The sequence below is a fragment of the Sphingobium sp. B11D3D genome (genome assembly GCF_025961755.1).
Classification (GTDB): Bacteria; Pseudomonadota; Alphaproteobacteria; order Sphingomonadales; family Sphingomonadaceae; genus Sphingobium.
In genome coordinates this window covers 3389145-3403214 of sequence record NZ_JAOQOG010000001.1, presented here as the reverse complement: position 1 = coordinate 3403214, position 14070 = coordinate 3389145, and the positions used below count along the sequence as shown (strand labels likewise).

Annotated in this window: 10 protein-coding genes; 6 read left to right on the top strand and 4 right to left on the bottom strand. The window is 66.1% G+C overall.

Translation table 11 applies throughout. The features are described from left to right. Positions 1 to 14: 14 nt before the first annotated feature. The gene (dinB, locus tag M2334_RS15800; RefSeq protein ID WP_264595289.1) at positions 15 to 1112 is read left to right on the top strand and encodes a DNA polymerase IV; all 1098 of its coding nucleotides are present in this window, start codon (positions 15 to 17) and stop codon (positions 1110 to 1112) included. Here dinB and M2334_RS15795 read toward each other — a convergent pair. Beyond that, positions 1109 to 2689: an SLC13 family permease gene (locus M2334_RS15795; RefSeq protein ID WP_264595288.1), complete on the bottom strand. Its 1581-nt coding sequence runs from the start codon at positions 2687 to 2689 to the stop codon at positions 1109 to 1111. The genes dinB and M2334_RS15795 overlap by 4 nt on opposite strands. A 121-nt stretch (positions 2690 to 2810) precedes the next feature. Then, positions 2811 to 3419, bottom strand: a complete 609-nt coding sequence (locus M2334_RS15790; protein ID WP_264595287.1) for a flavodoxin family protein — start codon at positions 3417 to 3419, stop codon at positions 2811 to 2813. A gap of 135 nt (positions 3420 to 3554) precedes the next feature. Between M2334_RS15790 and M2334_RS15785 the strand changes: the two genes are divergently transcribed. After that, positions 3555 to 5894: a prolyl oligopeptidase family serine peptidase gene (locus M2334_RS15785; RefSeq protein WP_264595286.1), complete on the top strand. Its 2340-nt coding sequence runs from the start codon at positions 3555 to 3557 to the stop codon at positions 5892 to 5894. Positions 5895 to 5943: 49 nt separating this feature from the next. Further along, positions 5944 to 6519, top strand: coding sequence for a hypothetical protein (locus M2334_RS15780; RefSeq protein ID WP_264571371.1), 576 nt, complete (start codon positions 5944 to 5946; stop codon positions 6517 to 6519). A 17-nt stretch (positions 6520 to 6536) separates the two neighbouring features. On the opposite strand, the gene M2334_RS15775 is transcribed toward M2334_RS15780, so the two are convergent. Together M2334_RS15775 and M2334_RS15770 are read right to left on the bottom strand one after the other, a co-directional pair. Next, positions 6537 to 6938, bottom strand: a complete 402-nt coding sequence (locus M2334_RS15775; protein WP_264595285.1) for a YidH family protein — start codon at positions 6936 to 6938, stop codon at positions 6537 to 6539. 11 nt (positions 6939 to 6949) lie between these two features. Then, positions 6950 to 7480: a DUF421 domain-containing protein gene (locus tag M2334_RS15770; protein ID WP_264574254.1), complete on the bottom strand. Its 531-nt coding sequence runs from the start codon at positions 7478 to 7480 to the stop codon at positions 6950 to 6952. 84 nt (positions 7481 to 7564) lie between these two features. Between M2334_RS15770 and guaA the strand changes: the two genes are divergently transcribed. The 3 genes from guaA to M2334_RS15755 all read left to right on the top strand — a co-directional run bounded on the left by guaA (position 7565) and on the right by M2334_RS15755 (position 14053). Then, on the top strand, positions 7565 to 9145 hold the full coding sequence (guaA, locus tag M2334_RS15765; RefSeq protein ID WP_264571370.1) for a glutamine-hydrolyzing GMP synthase: 1581 nt from the start codon (positions 7565 to 7567) through the stop codon (positions 9143 to 9145). A 399-nt stretch (positions 9146 to 9544) separates the two neighbouring features. Beyond that, positions 9545 to 12394, top strand: a complete 2850-nt coding sequence (locus M2334_RS15760; RefSeq protein WP_264605922.1) for a TonB-dependent receptor domain-containing protein — start codon at positions 9545 to 9547, stop codon at positions 12392 to 12394. Positions 12395 to 12451: 57 nt separating this feature from the next. Continuing rightward, entirely contained in the window at positions 12452 to 14053 is a 1602-nt protein-coding gene (locus M2334_RS15755; RefSeq protein WP_264605921.1) for a carboxylesterase/lipase family protein, read from the top strand. Positions 14054 to 14070 lie beyond the last annotated feature (17 nt).

Here is a 14070-nt window from a genome sequence, read left to right as displayed (position 1 = left end):
GCATAACAGGGAGCATGGCGCAGACGCCCGAGCAGGATCGCAAGATCATCCATATCGATATGGACGCCTTTTACGCGTCGGTCGAGCAGCGCGACGATCCGGCGCTGCGCGGCTTGCCGGTGGCTGTCGGCGGCGGCGGGCCGCGCGGCGTGGTGGCAGCGGCGAGCTATGAGGCGCGCGTGTTCGGCGTGCGCTCGGCCATGCCGGGCGGCAAGGCGCGCCGGCTCTGCCCGGAGCTCATCTTCGTGCGGCCGCGCTTCGAGGCCTACCGTGCCGTCTCGCAGCAAATTCGTACGATCTTCGAGCGCTTTACCGACATCATCCAGCCGCTCTCGCTGGACGAGGCTTACCTTGATGTGACGCGCAACAAGCCCGGCGTTGCCTCGGCCACTTATGTCGCGCAGGAAATCCGGCGGATGATTCGCGAGGAGACGGGGCTGACCGCCTCGGCCGGCGTTTCGTGCAACAAGCTGATCGCCAAGCTCGCATCGGACCAGAACAAGCCCGATGGCTTGTGCGTCGTGCGCCCCGATGAGGCCGAGGCGTTCATGGCGGCGATGCCGGTGTCGCGCATTCATGGCGTCGGCCCCGTGACGGCGCGGCGCATGGCGGCGCTGGGCATTCATAGCGGCGCGGACCTCAAAGAGTGGCCGCTGCCGGCGCTGCAGCGCCATTTCGGCAAGGCGGCGGCATTCTACTTCGGCGCGGCGCGCGGGCTGGACGAGCGCCCGGTGCGCGACCGGGAGTCGCGCAAGTCGATCAGCGTGGAAGATACCTTCGCCAGCGATATCGGCGCGGAAGGCCTGTTGCTGGCGGAGCTTGAGAAGATCGCAGCGCGCCTGTGGGGCCGGGTCACAGCGAGCCGGGCCTTGGGGCGCACCGTCACGCTCAAGATCAAGCTGGGGGATTTCCGCATCCTCACCCGCTCCCGGTCGCTGCCCGCGCCGCCGGGCGATGCGGAAGATCTGTTCGCGATCGGCGTCGACTTGCTCCGCGCGCAATTGCCGCTGCCGGTCGGCGCGCGGCTGCTGGGGCTCGGACTCTCAAACCTCATCGATCCCGAGCGCGAAGAGCCGGACGAGACGCCCCAGCTCAGCCTCGCCTTCGGTTAGAAACGCAGGCCGAGCGCGACGCCGCCGAGCAGCCAGCAGAAGAAGGTGATGAGCACGATGCCGACGAGGTTCAGGATGAACCCGCCGCGGACCATCCGCCCCATGGTGACGGCCCCGGTGCCGAACACGATGGCATTAGGCGGGGTGCCGACCGGCAGCATGAAGGCGAGCGTGGCGGCGAAGGCTGCGGGGATGAGCAAGGTCATCTGATCGGCCCCGATGCCGAGCGCCACGGCGCCCAGCACAGGAATGAACGTAGCGGCGGTGGCGGTGTTGCTGGTCACTTCGCTCAGGAAGACGATGAGCGTCACGACGGCGATGACGAGGAGCAGGATCGGCAGCGTACCAAGCCCGCTCACTTGCGCACCCAGCCAGCCATCGAGCCCGCTGGCGACGACCTCCCCGGCAAGGCTCAGGCCGCCACCGAACAGCACCAGCACGCCCCAGGGCACGCCGCTTTCGGCATCCTTCCAGTCGAGCAGCATCTGCCCTCGGCCCTCGCCGGGCAGCAGGAACAGCGCCAGGCCGGCGGCAAGTGCAATGGCATTGTCATCGAGGCGCCCGAACCAGCCCAGATCGGCCTTGCTGCCGAGAATGGCGCCGACCACGCCGGGCACGACCCAGAAGAAGACCGCACAGCAGAAGACGAGGGTCACCAGAAGCTCGCTGCGGCTGAACCGGCCGAGACCGTCCAGCTCCCGGTCGATGAGCGCGCGGCCGCCCGGCACCTCGCCGAAGGTGAACCGATAGAAGACCCGCGTCATCAGCAGCCACGCAATGAGAATGAAGCTGAAGGCAATCGGCACGCCGACCACCATCCAGTTCAGAAAATCGACCTGCCGGCCCAGTTCCTTCTCGATATAGCCGGCCACGATGGCATTGGGCGGGCTGCCGAGCAGCGTGCCCACGCCGCCCATGCTGGATGACCAGGCAATGGCGAGCATCAGGCACGCGCCGAAATTGGCGAGCTCCCTGGGCGCGACGGCGGATGCGCCATCGCAGGCGAGCGCGCCGGTCTCGTCGCGGCGATCACAGACCAGCGTGAGAACGGAGAAGGCAATCGGCAGCATCATGAGCGTCGCCGCCGTGTTGGAGACCCACATGGAGACAAAACCGGTAGTCAGCATCAGGCCCAGCACGATCTGGCGCGGGCTGGTGCCGACCCGGCGGAGTGTGAGCAACGCGACGCGGCGGTGGAGCTGCCATTTCTGCATGGCGATGGCGAGCAGAAAGCCGCCGAGGAACAGGAAGATGATCGGGCTGGCATAGGGCGCCGCAACCTGCGCCACGCTGCGGTCGCTTGCCATAGGGAAGAGCAGGATCGGCAGCAGCGCGGTAATGGCGATCGGCGCGGCTTCGGTGATCCACCAGAGTGCCATCAAGGTCGCGACGGCGGCGACCCAGCGGCCCTCCAACGACAGACCCTGCGCATCGCCCAGAGCGAGCCAGACCAGCGCTGCACCGGCCAGACCGAGCGCGCGCAATGCCCAGACCTTGAGAGGCGAGCGCCCGGTCGTGGCAGGGTCGCCATCTCCCTGCTGTCCGGTTGGTTCACTCTCTTGCGATGATGTTGCCACCTTGCCCCCGCTCCCTGTCCCGCGCGAATGTGCGGCAGGAGCGGCGGCGTGGCAAGCCGCTCGCGGCTGGAATGCCGGCTGGGCTGGCGGCTGGCGTCCGGCCTGTCAGCCGGGGTCGTGGTCAGCCGGGGTAGGGGCTGTCCTTGAGGAGACCCGCGAGGTGCGCGGCATTGGATGCCACCATGCCGGCGGTCTTGCTCACCGGTTTGGGTGTCGACTTGAGGTCCTTGAAATCCTTGCTCCCCATCGCCTCGCCCACCCAATAGCAGGCGGCGACGGCGGGGATCGTCCAGCCGACATCGTTCATCGCCTGGAAGAGCTGCGCGCTGGAGAAATGGGCTCCATCCTCATTGCCGACAATGGCGGCGACGGCGACTTTGCCATAGCTCGGCATCCGGCCCGCATCGTCCGTTTCGCTCAGAAAAGCGTCCATCCGCTCCAGCACGCGCTTGGCAATGCTGGAGATCTGACCCATCCAGATTGGCCCGCCGAAGATGAGGATGTCGTGTGCCAGGATTTTCTTGCGCAAGGCTGGCCAGTCATCGCCCTTGCCTTCATCGGAGGTGACGCCGGGCAGGATGTTGAGCGCGGCAACGCGCACGGTTTCGCTCAGTGTCACATCATGTTCGGCGAAGGCGTCGGCCAGAACCGCGATCATCGCGTCCGTCGATGAGGGTTCGCTGCTGTCGGCTTTCAGGGTGCAGTTGAGGGCGAGGGCCTTCTGGGTCATGCTGGTGCTCCGTGTCCGTCCCCCTGCACACAACACCCCAGCCCGCAGAGAGTTCACCGCTGTCCTGCGCCATTGCACACGGGCTGCCGCAGGGCTATCGCGCGCCGCAAGCCCGTTTTCCCAAGGGCATTGAGGATGTTGGCCGTTCCCTTTCGCCTGCCTGTTGCCGCCCTGCTGCTGGCCTTCCTGGCGCTGCCCGTGCAGGCGCAGCCGGGCGCTGCTGCGGCCGAGGACGCCGCCGTCGTCATCACGACGGACGCAGCCGCGGGTCGGGCCGTGGATTCTGCCGCTAAGCCGGGTGCGCTGCGGATCGGGCCGGCGCCCCGCCTGCCAGCGCTTCGCTACCCGCAAGCCCGCCGCCTCGACCTGACCGAGACGCATTTTGGGGTGCCCGTCGCCGATCCCTATCGCTGGCTGGAGGGCGACCCGCGCCACGATCCCGATGTGCAGGCGTGGATTGCGGCGGAGAATGAGACGACCTTCCGCTACCTCAAATCCTTGCCGGGCCGGGAGGCGTTGCGTGCCCGCATGGCGACGCTGCATGGCTATGAGCGCTTCGGAAATCCGCGCAAGGCCGGCGAGCGCTATTTCTACACGCACAGCAAGGGCGAGAATTTCTCGCCCATCTATGTGCGCGAGGGCGTCGATGGGGCGGAGCGTCTGCTGATCGATCCCAACAGGCTCTCCACCGATGGCTCGGTGGCGCTCGCCGAGTGGCTGCCTTCGCGGGACGGGCGAGCGCTGCTGCTGGCGCTTCAGGAGCGGGGCAGCGACTGGCGGACCGTGCGGGTGCTGGATGTCGAGAGCGGCGCGCTGATGCCTGACCAGGTGGCCTGGGTCCGCTATTCGGCGCTGGCCTGGAATCATGAGGGCAGCGGCTTTTATTATGCGCGCTTTGCCGCGCCGACCGAGGGCGGGCGTGATCCCTCGTTCGAGAACCAGCAGGTCTGGTTCCACGCGTTGGGCACCGCGCAGGCGCAGGACCGGCTGGTCTATGCCACGCCGGATCGGCCCCGGCTGCTTCACCGCGCCGAGGTGACGGCGGACGGTCGCTGGCTGCTGATCAGCTCGAAAATGGGCACCGAGCAGACCGCCGAACTGGTGCTGATCCCGCTGACCGTGCCGGACGCCCGGCCCGTGACGCTGGTGCGGGGACTGCGCAATGCGTGGCAGATGATCGGCCAGCTTGGCGATCGGCTCTATTTCCGCACGGATGCAAAGGCGCCCAACGGACGGATCGTGACCATCGATGCCGGCCATCCGCGCCGTCGCCCGGTCGAGGTCGTCGCGGAGCGGGCGCAGACGCTGGCCGGTGGCTCGATGATCGGCAGCCGCCTTGTGCTGGCTTATATCGTCGATGGGCGGATCGTCGCCGAAATCACGGATCTCGCCGGCAAGCGTGAGGGCGATGTGCCGCTGCCCGGGCTGGGCGCAGCCGCAGGCTTCAGCGGCCGGCCCGGTGATCCGGAAACCTTCTACGCCTTCTCCAGCTTCACCCAGCCGCCGACGATCTACCGCTTCAATGTCGAGACCGGCGAAACCAGCATCTTCGCGCGCTCCGCACTCGGCTTCGATCCGGCGGATTATGTGACGGAGCAGGTCTTCTATCCCGCGCGCGATGGCATAGCGGTGCCGATGTTCATCGTGCGCCGGCGCGACCTTGCCCGCGCGGGCACGCCTGCGCCGACCCTGCTCTATGGCTATGGTGGCTTCAACGTCGCGCAAACGCCCAGCTTCTCGCCCACCCGCTTTGCCTGGGTCGAGCAGGGCGGCGTGCTCGCCATTGCCGGCGTGCGAGGCGGCGGGGAGTTCGGCAAGGCTTGGTACGACGCCGGGCGGGGCGCCAACAAGCAGACGACCTTCGATGATTTCATCGCAGCGGCCGAATATCTCAAAGCCCAGGGATATACCGGGGCGAACCAGCTGGCCGTTGAGGGGCGCTCCAATGGCGGCCTTTTGGTGGGGGCCGTGGTCAACCAGCGCCCCGACCTGTTCGCCGCCGCCCTGCCCGGTGTCGGCGTGATGGACATGCTGCGGTTCGACCAGTTCACGGCCGGCGCCTTCTGGGTGGACGATTATGGCCGGCCCGACCGGGAGGCGGATTTCCGCGCGCTGCTTGCTTACTCGCCCTATCACAATATCCGCAGTGAGGCGGACTATCCCGCCATTCTTGTGACCACGGCGGACAGCGACGACCGCGTGGTGCCCGGCCACAGCTTCAAATATGCCGCAGCCCTGCAGGCGGCGCCGCTCGGCGGAAGGCCAAGGCTGATTCGCGTGGATACCGGCACAGGCCACGGCATCAATCGCCCGACCGACAAAATCGTCGACGAATATGCGGATATGTACAGCTTTGCGGCCTATTGGACCGGCCTGACGCTACGGCCGCGGTCTGGCCGCTCCAGCGCGCCGACAGATGACGCCAATGCGGGCCCGGTCGCTATTCAGCCCGCGCTCATCGGCCCGGTGCGATAACGCTCTGGCCGGGATGCTGTTGCCGGTGTTGCCAGGAAGCGATCCGCCGATGAACGTTCACTCCAAACTTGCCTTGGCCGCTGCGGCCGGGGCGATGGTCATGGGCTCTGCGACGCCCGCCTCTGCGCGCGGCTATGATGGCCGCTGGGATCGGTATCCGCGCCATCATCGCGGTCATGACAATAGCGGCGCCGTCATCGGCGCGATCATCGGTGTCGGGCTGATCGCGGCAATCGCGACGGCGGCTGCCAGGCAGCGCGATGCGGAGCGCTATCCTACGCGCCGCCCGGGCGATCGCGGTTATGATCCGCGCTATGATGACCGCGCCGGCGACTATCGCAATGACCGCTATGACGACGGCTATGATGGGCGCCCCGCGGGCCAGGCGCTGGACGATGAAGACGCGGCGGTCGACGCTTGCGCCATCGCGGCGCGCGATCAGGCCTCGCGCGATGGCAATTATGCCGAGGTGCGGGACATCACGGGCGCGCGGCCCTTCGGTTCCGGCTGGGATGTGACCGGCACGCTGAGCATGCGGTCGAACTTCAGGGCCGGCGAAGGCCGCCTGCGCAGTTTCCGCTGCATCTGGGACGATGGCCGGGTGGACGGCGTCACCTTCGGCTGACCCTGACCGGACCGGTCTCAGATCAGCAGCCAGATGGCCAGCATCAAGCCGCCGGTCGTGATCACCAGCGCGCCGGCGAGCAGACGCAGGCGGACCGGTTGGAGCGCGGCCGCGCGGTGCGGCTCCAGCCGCTCGCGGATCGCCATGGCCCGCCGGGTCGCCAGAATGAAGATGACGATGGCGACCAGCATGAAGCTGCTGGCGATCGTCTTGGGGACCCAGGCCGGTTCAAGCGTGTGAAAGAGCGCGCGGAAGCCAAGGCCGATGCCGATGGCGGCGAGCCCTGTTCGCACCCAGCTGGCGAAGCTGCGCTCATGGGCAAGGACGGTGCGATCTTCGGCGAAGTCCAGTCGATCTTCCGTCCGGGCATTGTCGTCCGACAGCGTGTCTTGGGAGCGTTCGCGAGGGTCTTCATCCATGTCCAAGCCCGCTATTCGGAGAGCCCGACAAGCAGATCATCCGGCCCGTCCGAACGGCCGATGACACTCATGCTCCCGTCGGTCTCCAGCACGACCCCGGCGACCTGCGCCCGCCGTCCGAAGCCGGCGCTGCGGATGGCCGCGTCGATCTCCGCCCGAGTGACGCGCTCGGCTGCCATGGCGCGCTCAAGATATGCACCATCGCGCAGCAGCAGGCGCGGCTGGCTGCGCACCAGCCCGCTGAAGGTGGATGAGGCGACAGACAGGCGCGACACCAGCCATTGCAGACCGGCCAGCATCGCAAAGGCCAGCACCCCTTCCGCCAGGGCGACATCCTGCGTGAGCAACACGGTTGCGAGCGTGGAACCCAGTGCGACCGTCACCACCAGATCGAACGCGTTAAGCTTGGAAAGGGCGCGCTTCCCCGCCATTCGCAACACGAAGACGAGCAGCGCATAAGCGAGCACGGAGATGACCGCCACGCGCACGAGGCCGAAGAGATCGTCGAACAGCATGAAGAGGTAACGAGCCCGAGGCCACAAGTCTCCCGCGCGCCTGATCTCTCTTGCCCATCTATGTTGCCGCCAAGGCTGGACAGGTTCCATGGCGCGGATTATCCGCTGCCCATGTCAGCACATTCCTCAGCTCACCCCGATTCCATCCTCATCGTCGACTTCGGCAGCCAGGTGACGCAGCTCATTGCGCGTCGCGTGCGCGAAGCCGGGGTCTATTCCGAGATCGCCCCGTTTACGCAGGCGCTGGCCGCCTTCCAGCGGATGAAGCCGCGCGGCATCATTCTCTCCGGGTCGCCCGCCAGCGTGTGCGACGAGGGCAGCCCGCGCGCGCCGCAGGAGCTGTTCGAGAGCGGCCTGCCGATCCTCGGCATCTGCTATGGCCAGCAGGTGATGAGCCATCAGCTCGGTGGTGAAGTGCGGCCCGGCCATGAGACGGGGGAGGGCGGCGAGTTCGGCCGCGCCTTCCTTACCGTCACCGAGCCCTGCGTCCTGTTCGACGGGCTGTGGGAGACGGGCGAGCGCCATCAGGTGTGGATGAGCCATGGCGACAAGGTGACCAAGTTCGCGCCAGGCTTCCGCATCGTGGCGACATCGGACGGCGCCCCCTTCGCGCTCATCGCCAATGACGAGAAGCGCTATTATGGCACCCAGTTCCACCCCGAGGTGGTGCATACGCCCGACGGCGGCAAGCTGATCGCCAATTTCGTGCGCCATGTCTGCGGCTGTGCCGGCGACTGGACGATGGCGGAATTCCGCGCGACCAAGATCAAGGAAATCCGCGAGCAGGTCGGCTCGGGCCGGGTGATCTGCGGCCTTTCCGGCGGCGTGGATTCGGCGGTCGCCGCGGTGCTGATCCATGAGGCGATCGGCGAGCAGCTGACCTGCGTGTTCGTCGATCACGGCCTGATGCGCCATGCAGAGGCCGAGCAGGTCGTCAGCCTGTTCCGGGGGCATTACAACATCCCGCTGGTCCATGTGGATGCGAGCGAGACCTTCCTCGGCGGCCTCGCCGGCGTCACCGACCCGGAGGCCAAGCGCAAGTTCATCGGCAAGGCCTTCATCGACCTGTTCGAGGAGGAAGCCCGCAAGATCGGCGGCGCGGATTTCCTGGCGCAGGGCACGCTCTACCCGGACGTGATCGAGAGCGTCTCGTTCACCGGAGGGCCGAGCGTGACGATCAAGAGCCACCACAATGTCGGCGGCCTGCCTGAGCGCATGAACATGAAGCTGGTCGAGCCGCTGCGCGAACTCTTCAAGGACGAGGTGCGCGATCTGGGCCGCGAGCTGGGGCTGCCGGACATCTTCGTCGGTCGCCATCCCTTCCCCGGGCCGGGCCTCGCAATCCGCATCCCCGGCGAGGTGACCAAGGAGCGCTGCGACGTGCTGCGCAAGGCGGACGCCATCTACCTCGAGGAAATCCGCAACGCCGGGCTGTATGACGCGATCTGGCAGGCCTTCGCAGTGCTGCTGCCGGTGCGCAGCGTGGGCGTGATGGGCGACGGGCGGACCTATGACAATGTCCTCGCCCTGCGCGCGGTGACCTCCACCGACGGGATGACGGCCGACATCTACCCCTTCGACGCCGCCTTCCTCAGCCGCGTGGCGACGCGGATCATCAACGAGGTGCAGGGCATCAACCGGGTGGTGTACGACTATACCAGCAAGCCGCCGGGCACGATCGAGTGGGAATGAAATCGGCATAAGCTACGCACGGGTATCTTGCTAAACTTCCGGAGGCCGCGAGTCTCCGGGTTGGCTTTTATCACGCGCGAATTGGCGATCCCGGCCGCTCCGCGGTGATCGTGACAGCTTGATGCCGTCCCGCCCATGCCGGGGATAGAGCGCTCTCCTCCATTACACCGACAATTAATATCCGATAACCGAAAATTGCGGCGCGGAAAATTGGCGTGATTTCAACGGAAAGCGCCAAAATCTGCCGCCAGCACGCATGCTATTTGTTGAAGTTTCTACATCATATATTGACATCTCAACAACATTTGACAGATAATGGTCTGCAATCGATTGAATCGAGCATGCTCGCCAGGGAGGCGGGCGCAATTGTCCGAAAGAGGGGATGTTATGAACGAGCGAGTGTCAGCCAAAACGCGTGGATTGCGCGATTCTCTGCTGATCACGGCAGCAATCTGCGCGGTGGCGGCAAGTGTGCCGGCAATGGCGCAGGACGCGCCCCAGGCCGATGAGGCCGACGCCGAAAGCATTGTGGTCACCGGCACGCGCCTGAGCGCTACCGGCTTTACCGCGCCGACGCCGGTCACGGTGATGGATGCGGACCGGATCGCAAAGATCGCGTCGCCCACCGTCGGTGAGGCGCTGGCCCAGTTGCCGTCCTTCCGCCCGTCCAGCACGCCGAACACGCAGAACATCTTCCCGGCCAATGCCGGCGCCCGCATCTCCGATCTGCGCGGTCTCGGTGCCTCGCGCACGCTGGTGCTGCTCGATGGCCGGCGCTTCACGCCCAGCACCTCGACCGGCAGCATCGACCTCAACATGATGCCGACCCTGCTGATCCGCAGCACGGAAATCGTCACCGGCGGCGCGTCGGCGGCTTACGGTTCGGACGCTGTCTCGGGCGTGATCAACCTGCGCCTCGACACCCGCCTCGATGGCCTCAAGGCGACGGCCGGCTACGGCGTGACCGATCGCGGCGATGGCGACCAGTATTTCTGGCAGATCGGCGCGGGCAAGCGCTTCGCCGATGATCGCGGCCGCTTCATCTTCGGTGCCGAGTATAACAAGGACGAAGGCACCGGTGGCTGCTACACCCGCGATTTCTGCGGCAATGAAGTGGGCGACCTGACCAACCAGCCGGGCCTCGGCGGTCGTCCCGCTCATAACATCATCACCGGCATGCGCACCGCGACGCTGACCCCGGGTGGCCTTATCGCTGAGACCATAAGTGGGACGGCCAAGCCGGTCCCGGCGCGCGGTGGCGTGCTTAGCGGCATCCAGTTTGCCCCCAACGGCTCGCCCACGCAGTTCGTCTATGGCCAGAATGCCAGCGGTCTCTTCCAGCAGGGCGGCTCGGGCGAAGGCCTCAATGCCTTCTTCGATGATCCGCTCCTCTCCATCCCGGTGACGCGCTACAACACCTTCGCGCATCTGGAATATGAGTTCTCGCCAGCCTTCACCGCCTTCCTCGAAGGCAGCTACGGCCATGTCGATGGCTTCACGCGGGGGCCGGAAATTCGCGCGGCTTCCACGATCGCGGTCGACAATCCCTTCCTGCCCGCCTCCATCCGTACCACGATGCAGAACAATGGCATCACGGCGATCAACGTTGGCAAGCTTGGCGTCGACTTCGGCCGCATGGACAGCACGTCGATCCGCGACACCTATCGCATCGTCGGCGGCGCACAGGGCGATCTGGGCGGCGGCTGGTCATGGGATGCCCATGCGCAATATGGTGAGACGGCCTATAAGCAGAACACCATCAACAATCGCATCAATGCGCGCTACGCCAATGCCGTCGACGCGGTGGCCGGCCCCAATGGCCCGGTCTGCCGGATCAATGCGGACAGCAATCCCAACAATAACGATCCGTCGTGCGTCGCGCTCAACATCCTGGGTCAGGGCCAATATTCGCAGGCCGCGAAGAACTACGCCTTCGGCACCACCTGGCAGGACAACAAGTACACCCAGCTCGCTGGTGCTGTGAACATCAACGGCACGCCGTTCGAGACCTGGGCTGGCCCGGTCGCCTTCGCGGTCGGTGTGGAAGGGCGTCGCAACACGCTCGACATCAAGGTCGATCCGATTTCGGCCGCCAACGGCTTCTACGTGTTCAACCAGACGCCGTCGGCCGGTAACACCAGCGTTGTCGAAGGCTATGTCGAGCTGGGCGTGCCTGTGCTGCGCGAGAGCGCGGTTGGCTCGCTGGATCTGAACGGCGCGATCCGCCAGGCTCATTACAAGAATGAAGGCGCTGCGGGCAGCAACACGTTCAACGCCACCACCTGGAAGGTCGGCGCGACTTACAAGCCGGTCAACTGGGCGATGCTGCGCGCGACCTACTCGCGCGACTTCCGTGCGCCGAACACGTCCGAGCTGTTCACGACGCCCGTCAGCGGCGTTGGCGTGTTCCTGGATACCGATCCGCGCGTCCAGCAAGAGTATTTCATGAATATTCTTACCGGCGGCAACGTCAATTTGCGCCCGGAGACAGCGAACACCTTTACAGCGGGTCTCACTCTGCAACCGCAGGGCGCACTGCAGGGCCTGCGTTTCTCGGTCGACTATTACAATATCCGCATCAGCAACGCGATCACAACGCTGCCGGCGCTGGTCATCCTCAACACGTGTAACAATACGGGTGCCGCCGATGTCTGCTCGCTGATCCGACGGGACAGCAACAACGGCAATAAGGTCGACACGATTTCGGTTCTCTTCCTGAACCTCAATCGTCAGCAACTGCGCGGCATCGACTTCGAGGCCGGCTACAACCTCCCATTCGGCGGTGAGCGCTCGGTCGATTTCCGGCTGCTCGCCACCCGCACGATCGACTTCACCAACAGCGCGCTGCCGGGCGTCGATCGTGCCGGGGACAACAGTGCGGCCGGTATCCCCACGTGGGTTCTCGACGGTATGGTGAGCCTCGATCTGGGGCGCCTCGGCGTCAACCTGCAGGGCCGCTATCTCTCGAGCGGTAAATATGACGCGAGCTATGTCGGTCCGGAAGACGCCGGCTACAGCATCACCCTGCCCAACAGCATCAACACCAACCGCGTGCCGTCGCGCTTCTACACGAACGTCGGCGTGACGTTCGATCTGATGAGCGAAGGCAGCAAGAAGGTTGAGCTGTTCGCCAACGTCTACAACCTGTTCGACGTGATGCCGCCGCCCTACTGGAACGGCAACAACAACGCCGTCTACTACGACAATGTCGGGCGTCGTTACCGCATGGGCGCACGGGTCGTCTTCTGATCAAATCCTGAAAGCCCCGACCTCGGCCGGGGCTTTCGCTTTTCTGGAGAGGGCGCAATGCGCGAGGATGCTTTTCCGGCCAAAGGCATCAGCCGCCGGGCTTTTTCGATAAGCTGTGCGGCGGGGCTGGGCGGACTGCTTGCCCGTCCCGTACTGGCCGCAGCGGCACCGATCGCAACGACCACGCACGGGCAGGTTCGTGGGCGGTGCGAATATGGCGTCAATGTCTTCCGCGGCATTCCCTATGGCGCCTCGACGGCGGGCCGGAACCGCTTTGCTGCCCCGCAGCCGCCCCAGGCTTGGAGCGGCGTGCGCGATGCGGTCGATTATGGCCTGCGCAGCCCGCAACTGCCCGATGGGCCGGACGGACCGGGCTTCTCCTCCTGGCGCGAGCCCAAGGCATCGGGCGAGGATTGCCTCGCGCTCAATGTCTGGACCCCCGGCCTTGCGGACGGGAAGAAGCGCCCGGTGATGGTATGGCTGCATGGTGGCGGTCTGGCGGTCGGCTCCGGGGCGACGCCGGTTACCGACGGGCGTAATCTGGCGGCGCGGCAGGATGTCGTCGTCGTGGCCGTCAATCACCGGCTTAACCTGTTCGGCTATCTCTATTTCGGCGATCTCACCCGCGATCGCAGCGTCCCCGCCAATCCGGGGCAGCTCGATATGGTCGCCGCCCTGCAGTGGGTGCGTGACAATATCGCCGCGTTCGGTGGCGATCCGCAGAATGTGACGATCTTCGGCCACTCCGGCGGGGGCCTGAAGGTTGCGGGGCTGATGGCGATGCCGGCGGCCAAGGGGCTGTTCCACCGCGCGATCCTGCAAAGCGGCTTTGGCACCACCACTGTCGCGCGCGACGAGGCGGAGCGGATCACCGCCTCCCTGTGCAAGGCCGTGGGTGTGCGGGCCGGGGACGTGGAGGCATTACGCGCCATCCCCATCGAGCGCCTCCTTGCCGGCCTGCAGGAGATCACCGGCGGCAATCCCGTGCGCGGGCCGGGGCTGGTCGCCGATGGCACCGTCGTGGCGCGGACACCGTTTGCGCCCGATCTTCCGGCGGTCTCGCCCGACATTCCGGTGATGGTCGGCCATACCAGCGCGGAGACCACCGTGCTGTTTCCGCCGCCCGGCGCGTTCGATCTCGACTGGACGAGCCTGCCGGGCGCGCTGGAGGGCCGCGTGGCATCGCCGGCGCCGCTGATCGAGGGGTTCCGCAAATTGCACCCCAAGGCCACGGCCAGCGACATCTTCTTCGCCATCACGACCGAGGCCGGCATGGGCCGCAATGCCCGCATCGTCGCGGAAACCCGCGCGGCCGGCGCCACGAAGCCGGCCTATGCCTATCTCGTCAACTGGCAGTCCCCGGCGCAGGGCGGGCGGATGCGCAGCCCGCACGGCATCGAGGTGCCGATGGTGTTCGATATGGTGACGGAAAGCTATGGCAGCGTTGGTGAGCGCATGGCCAATGCCCAGCATCTGGCCGACGGCATGAGCCGCTATTGGGCCAATTTCGCGCGGACCGGCGATCCGAATGGCGACTGCCTGCCGCTCTGGCCGGCTTATGGACAGGACCAGCGGATGACGATGGTGTTCGACACTGAGTATGCCGCCAGCGCCGATCCGCTCGGTGCCGAGCAGGCGCTGATTGCCCGCTATGCCTGAGGCCTTCCCCATCCGGG